This is a genomic window from Candidatus Halocynthiibacter alkanivorans (assembly GCF_003333265.1).
Taxonomy (GTDB): Bacteria; Pseudomonadota; Alphaproteobacteria; order Rhodobacterales; family Rhodobacteraceae; genus Halocyntiibacter_A; species Halocyntiibacter_A alkanivorans.
Genome location: NZ_QOLB01000045.1, coordinates 1 through 16,270, shown reverse-complemented (window position 1 = coordinate 16,270; position 16,270 = coordinate 1). Strand labels below are relative to the sequence as shown.

At 57.3% G+C, this 16,270-nt stretch carries 16 protein-coding genes; 6 read left to right on the top strand and 10 right to left on the bottom strand.

What is annotated here, in order from left to right; translation table 11 throughout:
• Nucleotides 1-59 precede the first annotated feature (59 nt).
• The 3 genes from DWA01_RS04120 to DWA01_RS04110 are packed head-to-tail and all read right to left on the bottom strand — an operon-like array spanning nt 60 to nt 2,292.
• Nucleotides 60-503, bottom strand: coding sequence for an RbsD/FucU family protein (locus DWA01_RS04120; protein ID WP_114284425.1), 444 nt, complete (start codon nt 501-503; stop codon nt 60-62).
• Nucleotides 503-1,543: an aldo/keto reductase gene (locus tag DWA01_RS04115; protein ID WP_114284424.1), complete on the bottom strand. Its 1,041-nt coding sequence runs from the start codon at nt 1,541-1,543 to the stop codon at nt 503-505. Before DWA01_RS04115 ends, DWA01_RS04120 begins: the two co-directional genes overlap by 1 nt.
• 29 nt (nt 1,544-1,572) lie before the next feature.
• Nucleotides 1,573-2,292 carry a GntR family transcriptional regulator gene (locus DWA01_RS04110; protein ID WP_114284423.1) on the bottom strand — a complete coding sequence of 240 codons (720 nt, stop codon included), beginning with the start codon at nt 2,290-2,292 and terminating at the stop codon, nt 1,573-1,575.
• Nucleotides 2,293-2,420: 128 nt separating this feature from the next.
• Here DWA01_RS04110 and DWA01_RS04105 point away from each other — a divergent pair, with 128 nt between their 5' ends.
• The 6 genes from DWA01_RS04105 to DWA01_RS04080 all read left to right on the top strand — a co-directional run bounded on the left by DWA01_RS04105 (nt 2,421) and on the right by DWA01_RS04080 (nt 9,271).
• On the top strand, nt 2,421-3,947 hold the full coding sequence (locus DWA01_RS04105; protein ID WP_114284422.1) for a UxaA family hydrolase: 1,527 nt from the start codon (nt 2,421-2,423) through the stop codon (nt 3,945-3,947).
• Nucleotides 3,948-4,017: 70 nt separating this feature from the next.
• Complete coding sequence (locus tag DWA01_RS04100; RefSeq protein WP_114284421.1) at nt 4,018-4,767, top strand: SDR family oxidoreductase; 750 nt, start codon at nt 4,018-4,020, stop codon at nt 4,765-4,767.
• Nucleotides 4,768-4,801: 34 nt separating this feature from the next.
• Entirely contained in the window at nt 4,802-6,328 is a 1,527-nt protein-coding gene (locus DWA01_RS04095) for a sugar ABC transporter ATP-binding protein (RefSeq protein WP_200832499.1), read from the top strand.
• The gene (locus DWA01_RS04090) at nt 6,325-7,329 is read left to right on the top strand and encodes an ABC transporter permease (protein ID WP_114284419.1); all 1,005 of its coding nucleotides are present in this window, start codon (nt 6,325-6,327) and stop codon (nt 7,327-7,329) included. The genes DWA01_RS04095 and DWA01_RS04090 overlap by 4 nt, the downstream gene beginning before the upstream one ends.
• Nucleotides 7,330-7,406: 77 nt before the next feature.
• The gene (locus tag DWA01_RS04085) at nt 7,407-8,354 is read left to right on the top strand and encodes an ABC transporter substrate-binding protein (protein WP_114284418.1); all 948 of its coding nucleotides are present in this window, start codon (nt 7,407-7,409) and stop codon (nt 8,352-8,354) included.
• Between the two features lie 59 nt (nt 8,355-8,413).
• The gene (locus DWA01_RS04080) at nt 8,414-9,271 is read left to right on the top strand and encodes a fumarylacetoacetate hydrolase family protein (RefSeq protein ID WP_114284417.1); all 858 of its coding nucleotides are present in this window, start codon (nt 8,414-8,416) and stop codon (nt 9,269-9,271) included.
• 973 nt (nt 9,272-10,244) lie between these two features.
• On the opposite strand, the gene DWA01_RS04075 is transcribed toward DWA01_RS04080, so the two are convergent.
• From DWA01_RS04075 to DWA01_RS04045, 7 genes are all read right to left on the bottom strand, one after another.
• The gene (locus DWA01_RS04075; protein ID WP_114284416.1) at nt 10,245-11,591 is read right to left on the bottom strand and encodes a dihydrolipoyl dehydrogenase family protein; all 1,347 of its coding nucleotides are present in this window, start codon (nt 11,589-11,591) and stop codon (nt 10,245-10,247) included.
• A gap of 99 nt (nt 11,592-11,690) precedes the next feature.
• Nucleotides 11,691-12,254: a carboxymuconolactone decarboxylase family protein gene (locus DWA01_RS04070; RefSeq protein WP_114284415.1), complete on the bottom strand. Its 564-nt coding sequence runs from the start codon at nt 12,252-12,254 to the stop codon at nt 11,691-11,693.
• A 173-nt stretch (nt 12,255-12,427) separates the two neighbouring features.
• The gene (locus DWA01_RS04065; protein WP_114284414.1) at nt 12,428-12,658 is read right to left on the bottom strand and encodes a hypothetical protein; all 231 of its coding nucleotides are present in this window, start codon (nt 12,656-12,658) and stop codon (nt 12,428-12,430) included.
• A gap of 172 nt (nt 12,659-12,830) precedes the next feature.
• Nucleotides 12,831-13,202 carry a response regulator transcription factor gene (locus DWA01_RS04060; protein ID WP_114284413.1) on the bottom strand — a complete coding sequence of 124 codons (372 nt, stop codon included), beginning with the start codon at nt 13,200-13,202 and terminating at the stop codon, nt 12,831-12,833.
• Between the two features lie 180 nt (nt 13,203-13,382).
• Complete coding sequence (gene fixJ / locus DWA01_RS04055; protein WP_114284412.1) at nt 13,383-14,015, bottom strand: response regulator FixJ; 633 nt, start codon at nt 14,013-14,015, stop codon at nt 13,383-13,385.
• Nucleotides 14,008-15,522 carry a PAS domain-containing sensor histidine kinase gene (locus DWA01_RS04050; protein WP_160115958.1) on the bottom strand — a complete coding sequence of 505 codons (1,515 nt, stop codon included), beginning with the start codon at nt 15,520-15,522 and terminating at the stop codon, nt 14,008-14,010. The genes fixJ and DWA01_RS04050 overlap by 8 nt, the downstream gene beginning before the upstream one ends.
• 267 nt (nt 15,523-15,789) lie before the next feature.
• Nucleotides 15,790-16,095, bottom strand: coding sequence for a hypothetical protein (locus tag DWA01_RS04045; RefSeq protein ID WP_114284410.1), 306 nt, complete (start codon nt 16,093-16,095; stop codon nt 15,790-15,792).
• Nucleotides 16,096-16,270: the final 175 nt, after the last annotated feature.

The window sequence follows — 16,270 nt, the reverse complement described above, 5'->3', positions numbered from 1 at the left end:
CAGCCAGCCATAATCGCCCCTGTGTACCGCCCAGAAATGCTGATGGGCATCGATGCGCATCATGTATCACCCTCAGGCATCACGACGCCCTTTTTCAGAATGATATTGCCATAAATCCGGGTTTCTCCGGTCTGGATCACCGCAAAAGCTGTTTTGGCTTTCTCATAAAAGGCAAAGCGTTCGCAGGGCTTTATCGTGGCGGGAGTGTCTGCCGAACTGTCGATAATGGCCTGAAATTCCTGGACAATATCGGGGATCTGATCCGGCTCCCCCACGATTTCCATCGACAGGGCAGGGCTTGGGACAAACGCATCAAGCGGCAGCAGGCTGAGCACTGCGGCAAGCGTATCGGTGGCGCTGGCCCCTTCAAGCCGGATGACGCGCTTGCCACAGGAATGGGCGGGAAAATTGGCGTCGGCAATCACGATGTCATCGCCATGCCCCATGCTGGCGAGCGCGTGAAGCAGATCCGGTGACAGCAGCGGTGACAGGTTGCGCAGCATCAGTTGTTCTCCTGTTGAGACGGGAGCAGGGCGTCCGGTCGGATCAGACCTGCAGATCGCAGATCAGACCAGAGCCCGTCCGGGATTGGCACGTCGAGCAGCGCTACATTGGCCTCGACTTCGGACGCGGAGACCGCACCGGGAACCACGGTTTTGACACTGGGATGACCGAGCACGAATTGCAGCGCAGCGGCAATCAGCGGCGTATCATGTGCCGCGCAAACGCGTTCAATATCGCGGACCCGCTGCAGCACCGGCTCAGGCGCATCCTCGTAGTTGTATTTCGCACCTTTCACGGCGCCGGTCGCCAGAATGCCCGAATTATAAGGGCCGCCGAGGATGATGCCGACATCACGTTTCTCGCAAAGCGGCAGAAATGTTTCCAGAGCGTCCTGTTCCAGCAGCGTGTAGCGGCCTGCCAGCAGGAAACCGTCAAAATCGCCAAGCCCCAACAGGCGTTCGCAGACCTGCCATTCATTCACGCCGGCCCCGATGGCGGCAATTTCGCCGGCATCCCGCAATTCGCTTAGAGCCTTGTAACCACCATCATCAAACAATTCGCGCACTCTGGCGTCTGACGCCTGCTGCGAACCCTGCGAAAAAACGCAGACGTCGTGTACCAGCAGGATGTCTGCATTCTCCACCTTCAGCCGCGCTTTGCTGGCCTCATAACTGCGCATCACACCGTCATAAGAATAGTCGAACTGAATGCGTTTCTGAGGCACATCCACAAAGGCGCCGGGGGTGGCGTCCTCCGGGGCACAGTCCAGCAACAGCCGTCCGATCTTGGTGGAGAGCTGAATGTTCTCGCGGCCGAACTTTTTGATCCCGGTGGCAAAACGGACCTCCGACAGACCCAGCCCATATTGGGGCGCGGTATCAAAATACCGGATGCCGGCGTCAAAGGCGGTTTTCAATGCGGCCTGCGCGTCCGTCTCCGGGACGGCGCGATACAGGTTGCCCAGCGGCGCGCCGCCAAACCCCATACGGGTCAGCGGTACCGGGCGTGCGGTTCGGTTGTTCAGCGGCAGAGATTTCATGCGGACCTCGTGAATGTATGGGGCGGCTGCTAGGCGGGCAGGGGGCGAAACAGCGCTGGTTGTTCTTGTTCCAGCGGCTCAAGTTTGACGATGAGTTTGCTGAGGTGGTGTTGCATGGCATGGCGGGCGCCTTCGGGGTCCCCGGCGCGGATAGCATCGATAACAGCGCGGTGTTCTTCGACAGTCTCCAGTATGCGGCCAGGGGTTGGCAGCAACAGTTGACGCGCCCGGTCTACCTGCAGCCAGGCGGTGGCGGCAAAAGTGCCGACCCGGGCATAGCCGGTAAATGCCATAATCATATGGTGCAGGTCTTCATCAGCTTCGTAAAAGCCGGCATAGTCTTCGTCCTCAACTAGCAGGGTCTGAAGGCGCAGGCTGCGGGTCAGCTGTGCAAGCTGTTCGGCGGTGCATTCGCGGGCGACTTTTTCCACGGCGGCCAGTTCAAGCGCTTCGCGCAGAAACGCACCTTCGCGAATTTCAGACATGGAAAAGTAAGACACCCTTGTGGCGGATTGTGGCACCACATCCACCAGCCCGTCAGCGGCCAGACGGGTCAGAGCTTCGGTGGCCGGGGAACGTGACACCCCGAGCTGGCTACAGATTTCACCTTTGCGCAATACGGTGCCTGGCGGCAGTTCCAGCGTCATGATTGCTTCTTTCAGGGACTGATAAACCCGCTGCGCCAGTGAGCCGGTCATATCGTTGATTTCGCGAAGAACCGGGCGGGTGGTGGTGGTGGCTTCAGTCATTTTTATCTCCTGGTGTACTAACATGTTAGTTGACTCAGGTGGTGAGTGCAAGCTAAATGAGCTCAGCTTCCGGAGTGAACTTGACCTGCAAACCTTCGGAAAGCGTTTGAATTTAATGGGAGAATCGCGTGACTGACTGCAATCTGAAAACAATCCGCCTGCAGGCAGCCGACAATGTGTTGATCGCATTGGATGCGCTAAAAGCAGGGGATCTGGTTGACGGGGTGGCAGCGCCACTGACCGCAGATGTTGCGCGTGGGCATAAAATTGCAAGCGCAGACATTGCCGCCGGGCAGAACGTGCTGCGCTACGGGCAGATCATCGGTCAGGCTCTCACTGATATTGCCGTGGGTGATCATGTGCATTCCCACAATCTTGGAATGAGCACGCATCAGCAGGACTATGGTTTCGCCCAGTCAAACGCCGCGCTTCCTGTGATCCATGAGCCGCGTACCTTTCTGGGCTATCATCGCCAGGACGGGCAGGTGGGCACACGCAATTACATCGGCATCCTGACCTCGGTGAACTGTTCGGGTTCTGTGGCGCGTTTCATCGCCGAAGCCGCAGAGAAGTCCGGGCTGCTGGACGATTATCCCAATGTGGATGGCATCGTTCCCATCGTGCATGGCACCGGCTGTGGCATGTCCAGCAAAGGCGAGGGCTACGACACGCTGTTCCGGACACTCGCGGGCTATGGGCAACACGCCAATTTTGGCGGTGTGTTGCTCATTGGCCTGGGCTGTGAGGTAATGCAGGTTGCAGACCTGGTTGAGGGGCGCAAGCTGCGTGTCGATGGTGCTTATCGTTACATGACGATTCAGCACAGCGGTGGCACCCGCAAAACAATTGAAAAGGGGCTGGAGGAGTTGCGTGGCATTGCAGCCATGGCCAATCAGGTCGAACGGCAGCCCGCCCCGGTGTCCAAAATTATGGTTGGCATGCAATGCGGTGGTTCGGACGGCTATTCCGGCATCACCGCAAATCCGGCGCTTGGTTACGCGTCGGACCTTCTGGTGCGCCATGGCGGCACCACCATCCTGTCAGAAACCTCTGAAATCTACGGCGCCGAACATCTGCTGACCCGGCGCGCCCTGACACCTGAGGTCGGCGAAAAGTTGATTGAGCGGGTACATTGGTGGGAAGAGTATTGCGCCCGCAACGGCGGCGAGATGGACAACAATCCCAGTCCCGGCAACAAACGCGGCGGCTTGACGACGATCCTTGAAAAATCGCTGGGCGCGGTGGCCAAGGGTGGCACCGCACCTCTGGTAGACGTGTACCGTTATGCGGAAAAGATCGACAAGCCGGGCCTCGTGTTCATGGACAGTCCGGGATTTGATCCCTGTTCCGTGACCGGCCAGGTTGCCTCCGGCGCCAACCTGATCGTGTTTACCACCGGGCGCGGTTCAGTGTCGGGTTACAAACCAACCCCCTGTCTCAAACTGGCAACCAATTCGGAAATGTATGCGCGTCTCAAGGACGACATGGATCTGAACTGTGGCGACATCATCACCGGAGAAGCCTCGATCGAAAGCAAAGGGCGTGAGCTTTTTGAACTGATGGTCCGCGTGGCTTCAGGGGAAGAAACCAAAAGCGAAGAGCTTGGATTTGGCGGCGCGGAATTCGTGCCCTGGCAAATTGGCGCGGTGATGTAAGCCGCCACGAGATCCCGGCCTGCGGGCCGCAAGAAACACATGCCGCGACATGCGGTTGGGAGGACGTCAGATGCGTTTGCAAGGAAAGACATTGGTAATCACCGCTGCCGGGCAGGGGATGGGGCGGGCGGCCGCTCTGGTCTGCGCTCAACAAGGTGCGCGGGTGATCGCGACAGATATCAATGAAGAAACGTTGGCCAGCCTGGCGGTGGAAAATCCGGACATCGAGACCCGGGTGCTCGACGTTCGTGACGGGGACGCTGTTAAGGCTCTGGCGGCGGACATCGGGCAAATCGATGGTTTGTTCAACTGCGCGGGAGTGGTGCATCACGGCACGGTGCTGGAGATCTCGGACGAGGACTGGGCGTTCAGCGTCGATCTCAATGTGACGTCTATGCTGCGGATGATCCGGGCGTTCTTGCCGGGGATGCTGGAGCGGGCGAAGGATACCGGCAGTGTGTCGATCCTGAATATGGCGTCGATGGCGTCCTCGATCAAAGGTTTCGTCAACCGGACCGCATATGGCGCCACCAAGGCTGCTGTGATCGGGTTGAGCAAAGGCATCGCCGCCGATTTCGTCACCCAGGGGGTGCGTTGCAATACGCTGTGCCCCGGCACCGTGGACACCCCGAGCCTTCAGGGCCGTATCGCCGCCGCCGATGACCCGGTCCAGGCCAGAAAAGATTTCATCGCCCGTCAGCCGGTGGGCCGGCTGGCCACGGTCGCCGATATGACGCCGATGATTGTGTATCTGCTGTCGGACGAAAGTCAGTTCGTCACCGGTCAGTCGATGCTCGTGGATGGCGGCGTCACTATCTGATCGTTTTGTTTTCGTGACCAGGGAGGGTTGCACCGTGACTACAATCGTCGAAATGCGCGGCATCGAAAAACGCTTTCCGGGCGTGCATGCGCTCAAGGATGTGCGCTTTGATCTGCGCGCAGGCGAAGTACACGCTTTGATGGGGGAAAACGGCGCTGGTAAATCCACGCTGATGAAGGTCCTGTCAGGCGTTTACCGCAAAGACGGTGGCGAGGTGCTTATCAATGGCAAACCTGCGTCGCCGGCTGGTCCCCGCGCAGCGCAGGATCTGGGCATCGGCATTATTCACCAGGAGTTGAGCCTGATGAATGATCTGACCGCCGCGCAGAACATCTATATCGGACGCGAACCCCGCAAGCGGTTTGGCCGGCTGGACGAAGCTGCGCTTAATCAGCAGACGGCTGACATCTTTGCGTCAATGAATCTCGGGTTGAATCCAAAGACTGTGGTCGGCAGCCTGAGCATCGCCAAACAGCAAATGATAGAGATCGCCAAAGCCCTGTCATACCGCTCCCGGGTATTGATCATGGATGAGCCGACCGCGGCGTTGAACGATGCCGAGATTGCCGAACTTTTTGTCATCATTCGCCGCCTGAAGGCCGAGGGTGTCGGCATCATCTATATCAGCCACAAAATGGATGAGCTGAAGCAGATTGCCGACCGGGTTACGGTGATGCGCGACGGGGAATATGTCGGCACGGTTGAGGCAGCGGACACGCCAGTCGATCAGATCATTTCCATGATGGTTGGCCGTGAGGTGAAAGACGAGCCGCTTCAGGTGCCTGATCTTGAACATGCCGAAATCGCGCTTGAGGTCTCCGGTCTTAGCCGCGGACGCGACATACAGGATGTGAGCTTTACGCTGAAACAGGGCGAAATCCTTGGTTTTGCCGGGCTCATGGGGGCCGGGCGGACGGAAGTGGCGCGTGCGGTCTTTGGTGCGGACCCCCGGGACGCCGGCGAGATCAAAGTGCATGGGAAAACTGTGCAGATCAGCACCCCTTCCGATGCGGTCGCGGCGGGCATCGGATATCTTTCTGAAGACCGCAAACATTTTGGCCTCGCCACAGGCATGGATGTCCGCGCCAATATCGCGATGGCAAGCCTGGCGCGCTTCACCAGCAAAATCGGCGTGCTGGATGAGGCGGACATGCGCGAGGTTGCTGTGCGTTACATCCGGCAACTTGGCATCCGCACGCCCTCAGACCGGCAGGAAGTCCGCCTGTTGTCCGGCGGCAACCAGCAAAAGGTTGTCATCGCCAAATGGCTGCTGCGCGACTGTGACATCCTTATCTTTGACGAACCAACCCGGGGCATCGATGTCGGGGCGAAAGCCGAGATCTACAAACTGCTCGAGGCGCTCACCAAAGAGGGGAAGTCCATCATCGTCATCTCCTCTGAACTGCCCGAAGTTATGCGGCTGAGTCACCGTATCGCGGTGATGTGCGAAGGGCGGCTGACCGGGGTACTTCCGGGCGGCAAAGCCACAACTCAAGAAGAAATTATGCGACTCGCCACCAGGCGCGAAGCCGTTATGCAACCTGATGGAGCGAGCCAATGAGCGATGCAACCACCCCTTCAACCCCGTCCCTGATGTCACGTTTAATCGACACAGGCGCGCATCAGAAGCTGCTGGCCTTTGCCAGTCTGATCCTGCTGCTCATCGGGTTTTCTGTGGCGTCGCCGAATTTTATGCAAATGTCGAATATGATTGCGATCCTGCAGGCGACTTCAGTCAACGGAGTGCTGGCAGTGGCGGCAACCCTGGTGATTATCACCGGTGGTATTGACCTGTCTGTCGGCACGCTGATGACGTTCTGCGCGGTGATCGCGGGAGTGGTGCTGACCTATGCCGGGATGCCGCTGATCTTCGGGGTGATTGCGGCCATTGGCGCCGGGGCATTCTGTGGTCTTTGCTCAGGTGCATTTGTTGCCAAGATGAAAATTCCGCCCTTTATTGCCACCCTGGGCATGATGCTGATCCTGAAAGGTCTGTCGCTGGTCATTTCCGGCACCCGTCCGATCTATTTCAATGACACGCCCGGGTTTGACCTGATCTCGCGAGGATCGCTGATCGGCAAAGTCATTCCGGGCCTGCAGATCCCCAACGGCGTGCTGATCCTGTTTCTGGTGGCGATCACGGCATCTTATGTGCTCAACCGGACGGTGCTCGGGCGTTACACATTCGCGCTGGGCTCGAACGAGGAATCCGTGCGCCTGTCCGGGGTGAACACTGACCGCTGGAAAATGGCGATCTATGCGCTGGCCGGCGGTATCTGTGGCATCGCGGGTCTTCTCATCGCATCCCGTCTGAATTCGGCGCAGCCGGCGCTCGGGCTTGGCTATGAACTCGAGGCAATTGCCGCTGTGGTCATTGGTGGCACGTCGCTGTCCGGTGGGCGCGGAAGCATCATGGGCACCTTGATCGGCGCTCTCATCATGGCGGTGCTGATCAATGGGTTGCGGGTGCTTTCCGTTGCACAGGAATGGCAGACCGTTGTCACCGGCGCCATCATCATTCTGGCGGTTTATGCGGATATGGTCCGCAGAAAATCTGCCTGATCTCAAGACCAACCAGTGGGCGGTCAACGCCCCTTTCTAATTCAAACCACGATCAACACCTTATGGGAGGAAACCTAATGTTGAACCGTCGTACTCTGCTGGGCGCACTGAGCGCAGCAACTCTTCTGGCCACAGCGCCTGCATCCTTTGCACAGGAAACACTTTATGTGCCGCTGATCTCTAAGGGCTTCCAGCACCAGTTCTGGCAGGCTGTAAAAGCGGGCGCAGATCAGGCCGCTGAGGAATTTGGCGTCAGAATTACTTTTGAAGGCCCGGACAGTGAAACCATGGTCGATCGTCAGATCGATATGCTTGCTGCTGCGCTCGCCAAAAAACCAACCGCGATCGGTTTTGCCGCACTGGACAGCCAGGCTGCGATCCCGCTTTTGCGTCAGGCCAAAGAGATGGGCATCCCGGTTATTGCCTTTGACAGTGGTGTCGACAGCGACATTCCTTTGTCTACTGCGTCCACCGATAATGTTGCCGCCGCCGCCCTGGCTGCGGACAAAATGGCGGGCCTGATTGGCGGCTCCGGCAAGGTTGCGGTTGTGGCTCATGACCAGACAAGCCGCACCGGTATTGACCGCCGCGACGGTTTCCTGGATCAGATCGCCGCCAACTATCCCAACATTGAGGTGGTGACCGTACAATATGGTGCCGGCGATCAGTTGCAGTCCACCGAGCTGACCAAAGCGATCCTGATCGCAAACCCGGATCTGAAAGGTATTTTTGGGACCAATGAAGGCTCGGCCATTGGGGTTGTGAACGGTGTGCGTGAGATGGCCAAGACCGATATTATCATCATTGGCTATGACTCGGGCGCCGCGCAGAAAGACGCTGTACGCAGCGGTCTGATGGCGGGTGCAATCACGCAGAATCCGGTTGGCATTGGCTATGAAACGGTCAAAGCTGCGATTTCTGCATCAAAAGGCATGGCTGTGCCGGCAATGATCGACACTGGCTTCTATTATTACGACGCCACAAACATTGATGATCCGGCGATTGCGGCGGTTCTTTACGACTAAACTGAGCGGAACCCGGTGCCTTGGCGCCGGGTTCCATATCCAATTGAGAAAGACTTCAGATGAAACTTCTACGTTACGGGCCAGCTGGCCAGGAAAAACCAGGATTGCTGGATGACCAGGGTCGGGTACGTGACCTGTCCGATATCATTCCCGACGTTGCGGGTGCTGCTTTGCTGCCCGAAACCTTGGCAAAGATTGCCGCTCTGGACGTTCAGGACCTGCCCCTGGTTGAAGGCGTGCCGCAGCAGGATTTGCGTCTGGGCGCCTGCGTTGGCAATGTCGGAAAGTTCATCTGTATCGGGCTGAACTATGCCGATCACGCGGAAGAAGCCGGTATGGATATCCCGCCCGAGCCGGTTATCTTTAACAAATTCACCTCGGCGATTGTCGGCCCGGATGACGATATTCAGATCCCGCGTGCCTCTGTAAAGACCGATTGGGAAGTCGAACTGGCCGTGGTAATCGGCAAAGGCGGCAGCTATATCGACGAAGCAGATGCGCTTGACCACGTGGCCGGCTTTTGTGTGGTAAATGATGTGTCCGAGCGCGAATTTCAGATCGAGCGCGCCGGCACCTGGGACAAAGGCAAAGGCTGCGACACATTTGGCCCGACCGGGCCGTGGCTGGTCACACCGGATGAGGCCGGCGACTTTGACAGCCTGGCGATGTGGCTTGAGGTGGATGGCAAACGCTACCAGAACGGCAGCTCCGCCACGATGGTTTATAAGATTCCGCATCTGATCTCTTATTGCAGCCAGTTCATGAGCCTGCAGCCAGGCGACATCATCTCGACCGGCACGCCTCCCGGCGTCGGCATGGGCCAGACACCACCGGTCTACCTGAAAGGTGGCGAAGTGGTGCGGCTCGGAATCGAAGGGCTTGGCGTTCAGACCCAGAAAGTCTTGCCGCAGGCATAGCTCTGGTTGAATTGCGTTCACCCGAATTGCCGGGTGAGCATGAGCATTCCCCGCAGGTCTGGAAGAATTACTCAGAAAACCACGGGTATTGACGAAAATTGATGGGCGAGCCAGCGTGCCCGCCCATTAACAGCCGCCGGTTTCTACCGGCCCGCAGACCGAAAATTCGGGCCGATGGTACAGGATTGCGGCGCGACCGGACCGCAGTCGTACGCCAGCGCCCGTCAGATGCCATATGGCGAACCTGCGACACGGGTGAAGTCGTTGCGGCATCGGGGCGCCCCTGCTGAACTGGCCGGAAACTGCGATCTGCGAGCAGTGAATTCACCACGCTCCTGAGCCGTTCTCAGGTCCGGGCCCCTGACTCTTTGGTGGCCAGCCAACCTCAGTTCCCTGCAACACTCGTTGTTGGCCTGATCAATACCAACTACCAACAGAAACCTGGCAGTTTTCAGCAGAAATCCCCATTCTCAGTGGATTGTGCTTCGTCAGAGTATCCGGATCCGGGAGCCCTGTAATCCAGGCGGGCAGCGGGCGTCACCACACCTGATACCGGCGTCAGCCTGCGCCCGATGCGGGGAGATGGAGACCCTTGTTGTGAGTGAGCAGAAATCCGGTTCTGAATTCAAACGGCGCCAGAGCTATATCCACACTGCTGAGTTCAGATCCGCGGAAAAAAGGTCCGGTTCCAGACATGGCATTTGGGATTGCCGCAAGCCCCGTCAACATTCCGCTTTACGCAACATTCGCCTCCGCCCTGCCGGTTTGCGCTTTCAGGAGCCGTTAAAAGCAGGGGATGATTTTAGCGCCCTGAAAATCGAGCCAGATGCGCGCTTCCGTTCTCTTCAAGCCCCCAGACGGAAGGAGCCCGGCAATTCTGCCCCGGGCATCGTCAAAGTATCCGAGGGTGCGCAAACGAGCGCCCCCCCGGCATCAAACACGTTTTCTCCAGCTGGTTCGGCAAAACCCTGTTTCAGAACAGACTTTTCAAGTCAGATGAGAACGTCGGGAAGGCAAACACCCCCTCCTTCAGGGCGCTGGCGGAAATTCCATGGCGCATGGCAAGGGCAAACATATGAATCAGATCTTCGCCGTGGTGACCCACCAGATGGGCGCCAAGAATGCGGTCGCTGTCCTCCTCAACCAGAACTTTGGCCCAGGCCACGGTCTCGGCATAGGCTTTGCCGGAAAACCAGCCCGTCATATCGTTGGTCGTGGCTTTGAATTTCAACCCCTGTGCACGGGCTTCCGCCTCGGTCAGGCCGACGGTGCTGAGCGCCGGCACGGTGTAGACACTGCTGGGAATAACGGAATAATCCGGGGCTGTGTTCAGCCCGTTGACGATGTTTTCGCCAACGACACGCCCCTCATAAGTTGCCACAGGCGACAGTTGCGGCGAGGTGACAAGCGCGTCACCCGCAACCCAGACAGACGGGTTTGACACCGATTGCAGATGCGCGTTGGTTTTGACCGCGACGCGATCATGTTCGATGTTGCCGGCCTCCAGATCAAGGCTTTCGACATTGGCAATACGGCCGGCGCCGTTCACCACCCGGTCGGCGACTACCGTCTGCGTTTTGCCGTCGTGTACGTAGCTTACGCTGAGCCTGTCATCGGCCTGCGATATGCTTTGCACCTCAACGCTGGTCTTGATCGTCACACCAATGCGCTCACTTTCAGTGCGCAGGACCGCCACGGCTTCGGCTTCGATACGGGGCAGCAGTTGTGGCATGACCTCAAGAATGGTCACTTTTGTGCCCGCACGGGCGTAGACATGGCTGAACTCCATGGCGATCACACCACCGCCGATAAAGACGATTTCATCCGGCTGGGTCTCGTCTGACAAAATGTCATCGGATGTAATCATCAACCCGGCACCGGGGATCGGCAGCGGCCGTGGTTTTGATCCGGTGGCGATGACGATGTTTTTTGCGGTCAGCGTCTGGCCATTCACTTCCACCGCATTGGGGCCGACAAATTTTGCCGAACCACGATAGATGGCGCCACGTTTTTCTGCGGTGCTGGCCATGGCGTCGGGGATGAAACTGATCATATCTTTTTCGCGCCGGATCAGCTTTGACCAATCCAGAGACGGCTTGCCGACGGTGATGCCGTGAGCGCTCGCAATTTCAATTTCATGCAGCGCATGGGCGGCAGCCACCAGAACCTTTTTCGGGGTGCAGCCGCGATTGGGGCAGGTGCCGCCAAAATCCCACTCTTCGATGAACGCGATGCTCTTGCCGGCCGCGTGGGCCACGGCGGATACGCCAAAGCCGGCGTTGCCACCGCCAATGATGATGATGTCGTATGTCTCGGCCATGTTGTGTTGCCTTTCAGTCCAGAAGGGGCTGGCACAGATTGTGCGCCCGGAAATCGCGTTGGGGAAGACCGGGCAAAGGGAATGCCCGGTCATTTGGGTTCAGACTGCGTAGGGCGCAAACACGTCATCCAGATCGGTGTGGAAGATGTGGTTTGAATAATTGCTCAGGATCTTTACAGAAATCGCCAGCACCACTTCCATGATCTGCTTTTCTGCGAAACCAGCTTCCAGAAATGCAGCGGCCCGGGCGCGGGTGATCATGCCGCGTGTCTCAAAGACATGGGCGGTAAATTCAGCAAGCGCCTGCAACCTGGCGTCGGCAAGCGGCGCTCCGCTGCGCAATGCGTTCAGGGTTTCGCTGTCAAGTTTCGAGACTTTATCAGCGATCATGCTGTGGGCTGCGGTGCAATAGTCGCAACCGTTGCCCCGGCTGATCACCAGAAAGATGGTTTCCTGCTCTTTCGCGGTGAAGCCGGAGTCCTGCCGGAACGCCTTGTAGCCGGTGGCATATGTGCTCAGATATCCCGATGAATTGGCCATGGTCCGGTACATATTGGGCACGAAACCCAATTGAGCCTGGGTGCTTTCAAGGATGTCTTTGGCCGCACCGGTTGCAGTTGCGTCAGTTACGGGAGCAAGGCTGATTTTGAATTCTGCAGTCATTTTTTTTCTCGTCTTGTTGTGAGGTGGTGGGAGAGTTGTGGGTATGCTGGTCTGTCAGTTCAGGTGGTTCGGTTCTCGCTTGCCAAATCATGGCCGGCGGTGGTGATGTCATTGTGCATGTGGGTCTCGCCGGGAACGCGACCCTTACGGGCGGGGAGCGTGTCACAAGCGGGTCAGGCACGCCGGGAGCGGACAAACCATCTGACGCCAAATAACGCCGCAAAATTCGCCAGGTAGAACGCCGCGGCCGATACGCCCCTTGTCTCGAAATATGCTTCGACAGCATCAAGGACATGGGTGAAATTGAGCGACACAGCGATGGCCGAAGTGACGAAGATACTTGCCGGCACGCGCGAGGCATCCAAATGCCGCTGAACATGTTCTGTACTTGGAAAATTTATCATGGCGGCAACCGTCGCTCCCTGGGCTGTTATCGTTCCGGACATCATGTCCGCGTGACCGGGCGATCCCGATGACGTGCATTGGGTTTAGCCGGTGCCGGAGACGCGGGAAATTCGGTGTTCTACCTAGGGGAAAATACGTACACTGGGCCGGAACTTGAATGTGGCTGCGGAGTCAGTTGGAAATTTCTCGAATGGTTTCAATGAGACGAGTGCCCGAAAACGGTTTCTTCAGAAACCGCGATATACCCGCCCGCGCGCCTTGATCCCGGGTTGCGGTGTCGAGATTTCCGGATATGAGAATAACGGGAATGGTGCAGCCACGGGAGCGGAGCTGTTCTGCCAGTTCAACGCCGCTCAGCCCTGGCATATGCATGTCAACAATCAGAACATTTGTGGCGCAATCTTTCAGCGACGCCAGGAAACCGGCACCAGATTCATAGGTACTGACTGAGAAGCCCGCGATCGACAACAGCAGCGAAAGCGAGTCCCTGACAGCTGCGTCGTCATCAACGATGCTGATCGGTATGTTGGTGAATTCAGACATCAGATTGTTACTTTGACATGGGGAACTGAACTAAGCCTCTCGCCTTTCAGGTAGCTGACTGGCGGCTACCAGTTGGCTACCAGATGGGGCGGGGCTCCTCACCAGAAATAGAGCAGGACACCGGTTTTTAAAATGAGGGTAACTACGTAGCGTATTTTGGCCCCATACCGGTAACGCTGGTCAGTCTGCTGCGCTGATATTGGGAACCACCCCAGCGGTTATCGCCAGGCGGACAAGATGGGCAAGATTTCTGGCCTGCATCTTTTCCATCGCGTGGGCCCGGTGGATTTCGACAGTGCGCGGGCTGATACTCAGATTGAACGCAATAACCTTGTTGAGATTGCCAATGACCAACTCGTCCAGCACCTGGCGCTCGCGTTCGGTCAGCCGCGCAAGTCGCCGCCCGATTTCAGCGGCCTGATTGGCCTCCAGCAGGTTCTCCGCACTTTTGTTCAGAGCGTTTGTCACGCTTTCCGTGAGACCCGCCAGATCAAACGGCTTTTCAAGAAAATCGACGGCCCCGGCTTTCATCGCTTTGACCGCCATTGGCAGATCGCCATGGCCGGTCATAATAATGACCGGCAACGTGGCATTCCGGTCAACCAACCTTTTCTGGACCTCAAGCCCGCTCAATCCAGGCATGCGCACATCAATGATCAGACATCCAGTGCTGTCAGCGCTCAAAGCCTCCAGAAACGCGTTTCCGGTCTCGTATTGAGCAATGGTGAATCCGGACGCCTCCAGAAGCAAAGCCAGGGATTCCCGGACGGCTGCATCGTCATCCACAATGAAAACAGTTTGCTCATCAGACATTTGCACCCTCCCTGGCGGCAACAGGCAGCGTAAATGTGAATGTCATACCCGCATCAGAATTGCGTTCGGCACGGATGCTGCCGCCGTGATCTTCGATGATCGACTGGCAGATTGACAGGCCGACGCCCATGCCTTCGGCTTTGGTGGTTGAGAACGCAGTGAACAGTTTGTCGAGGAAATCGTTCTCAACCCCCGGGCCATTGTCCGTCACGCTGACTTCCAGCATGCCATTGCCCCGTCGCGCCGTTGAAACCAGCAGTTTGCCATCTTTTGTATGGGCAAGGGCCTCGACCCCATTGCGCACCAGATTGAACACAACCTGTTGAATCTGGATTTTGTCGACGCAAACCGGCGCCAGATTACCGGCGAAGTCGGTTTGAAACCTGATATCCTCTGCAGCAACGCCGGACAGCATCAAACTGCGGGCTTCCTCGACCGTTCCATTCAGCTCCTCGACGGTCCGGTTGGCTTCGCCTTTCTGAACAAACGTGCGCAACCCAGAAATAATCTTTCCAGCCCGTTCCGCCTGGTCAATGGCCTTGCCCATATACTCGGAAATCTTGCCCCGTTGCGCATCGGTTCCGTTTTCAAGAATAAGCTGGCAGGCTTGCAAATAGTTCATCACGGCTGTCAGCGGCTGATTGAGTTCATGCGCCATGCCCGACGCCATTTCGCCCATCGCGCTCAACCGGGCACCGTGATGCAGATCGGCCTGTAGCTTTCGTGTCCGCTTTTCCGCTTCGACATAGTCGCGCTGGTCCTGGACAATGACCAACAGACAATCGACGCCCTGCAATTGAATGACACTGGCAGACATACGCACCGGTATCCGTTCGCCATTGCTGGACAAACAGGTCAGTTCGTCGGTCCGGCCCTTGCCGTTTTCAATAACCGAGTCGAATATTTCTTTGTGCCGGTCAAGTTCGTGCGGATGAAGGTCCCGGGCGGTTTTGGTCAGCAGAACATCCCGGGGAAAACCCAGCAGGCGGCAGGCTTCTTCGTTGGCATCCAGCATGACACCATCCTCGACCCGCAGCAGAAAAATGGCCTCATGGGTTGCTTCGACGATTTTCCGGTAGCGGTGTTCGCTTTCAAGCAGGGCTTTCTCAGCGCGTTTTTCCTCGGTCACGTCCCGAAACGCCACGACGGCCCCGACAAGTTCGCCTTCATCAACCAGCGGTGTGCTGACGTATTCAACCGGAAAACTGATCCCGTCCTTGCGCCAGAAAACTTCGCCGGTCACACGGTGGACCTTACCGTCGTGAAAGGCCGCGTGGATCGGGCAGGTGTGATTTGGGTAAGGGGTCCCGTCAGCATGGGTGTGATGAATAAGCGCATGCGACGGTTTTCCGTACATTTCCTCGGCAGAAAAGCCGGTCATCCGTTCGGCTGCCGGGTTGGAAAAGGTGGTATTCCCGTCGCAATCAAGCCCGTAAACGCCATCTCCGGTGGCCGCCAATATCAGCGCACGGTGTTTTTGAAGCACCTTTTCGTCAGCATTATTCATCCGCATTCTTCCAACTAGAAAACCAACTATAGCGTCGAATTAACCGACTTGTCGGCAGTAGCAGAAATTTGACCGGTTGGAGACAGATTCTTGCGTCGACTGAACAGTTTTTCCAAATATGCGGCGGGCTGAAACGCTGTCACATCAGCATCAGACATCCGAAAAAAACGGTACAACAAGCGCAGATTTGGTTAAAGGTTTTGCGCCCTGACCGCGGCGGAACTGTGTGGGAGTGCGGTCAGGGCAGCGGGAGCATTCGGGGAGGTATCAGGCAGCAGATGCTTCTTTCTGAAAACGGTTGCCGACCTGGGCCATGAACAGCATGACCAGCAGCAAGACGGCCTGAAACTCCATCCCGCCCATCAGGTAGGTTTCGCTGGGTACAAAATTCCAGCGGCCCAAGTGGACCATCCATATCGCGCCGGGAATAACCGGCACGTTCATCAGAGTGCCAATCCGGGTCGCCAGATCAAAGATCCGGGTTTTGCCAAAGCCCCCCGCCAGCACCAGCAGCGCGCCGCAGGTTTTGGCCAGGGAGACCAGAACGACTTCCGTGCAGGAAATCGGCAGCATGGCCGCAAAACCTTCGGGATTGGAAAGTTTCAAAAGACCGTGGAAAAGAAAAACGTGGGGCACACGTATCGTTTAAAATAAATGATTTAGGCGGAGATTTGGTAGGCCCGGCAGGACTTGAACCCGCAACCAAAGCGTTATGAGCGCTCTGCTCTAACCAATTGAGCTACAGGCC

Excerpts from the sequence above, each read along its gene's own strand:
- DWA01_RS04120 (WP_114284425.1), bottom strand. The coding sequence starts at position 503 with ATGCTGCGCAACCTGTCACCGCTGCTGTCACCGGATCTGCTTCACGCG.
- DWA01_RS04115 (WP_114284424.1), bottom strand. The coding sequence starts at position 1,543 with ATGAAATCTCTGCCGCTGAACAACCGAACCGCACGCCCGGTACCGCTG.
- DWA01_RS04110 (WP_114284423.1), bottom strand. The coding sequence starts at position 2,292 with ATGACTGAAGCCACCACCACCACCCGCCCGGTTCTTCGCGAAATCAAC.
- DWA01_RS04100 (WP_114284421.1), top strand. The coding sequence starts at position 4,018 with ATGCGTTTGCAAGGAAAGACATTGGTAATCACCGCTGCCGGGCAGGGG.
- DWA01_RS04090 (WP_114284419.1), top strand. The coding sequence starts at position 6,325 with ATGAGCGATGCAACCACCCCTTCAACCCCGTCCCTGATGTCACGTTTA.
- DWA01_RS04085 (WP_114284418.1), top strand. The coding sequence starts at position 7,407 with ATGTTGAACCGTCGTACTCTGCTGGGCGCACTGAGCGCAGCAACTCTT.
- DWA01_RS04080 (WP_114284417.1), top strand. The coding sequence starts at position 8,414 with ATGAAACTTCTACGTTACGGGCCAGCTGGCCAGGAAAAACCAGGATTG.
- DWA01_RS04075 (WP_114284416.1), bottom strand. The coding sequence starts at position 11,591 with ATGGCCGAGACATACGACATCATCATCATTGGCGGTGGCAACGCCGGC.
- DWA01_RS04070 (WP_114284415.1), bottom strand. The coding sequence starts at position 12,254 with ATGACTGCAGAATTCAAAATCAGCCTTGCTCCCGTAACTGACGCAACT.
- DWA01_RS04065 (WP_114284414.1), bottom strand. The coding sequence starts at position 12,658 with ATGATAAATTTTCCAAGTACAGAACATGTTCAGCGGCATTTGGATGCC.
- DWA01_RS04060 (WP_114284413.1), bottom strand. The coding sequence starts at position 13,202 with ATGTCTGAATTCACCAACATACCGATCAGCATCGTTGATGACGACGCA.
- fixJ (WP_114284412.1), bottom strand. The coding sequence starts at position 14,015 with ATGTCTGATGAGCAAACTGTTTTCATTGTGGATGACGATGCAGCCGTC.
- DWA01_RS04050 (WP_160115958.1), bottom strand. The coding sequence starts at position 15,522 with ATGAATAATGCTGACGAAAAGGTGCTTCAAAAACACCGTGCGCTGATA.
- DWA01_RS04045 (WP_114284410.1), bottom strand. The coding sequence starts at position 16,095 with ATGCTGCCGATTTCCTGCACGGAAGTCGTTCTGGTCTCCCTGGCCAAA.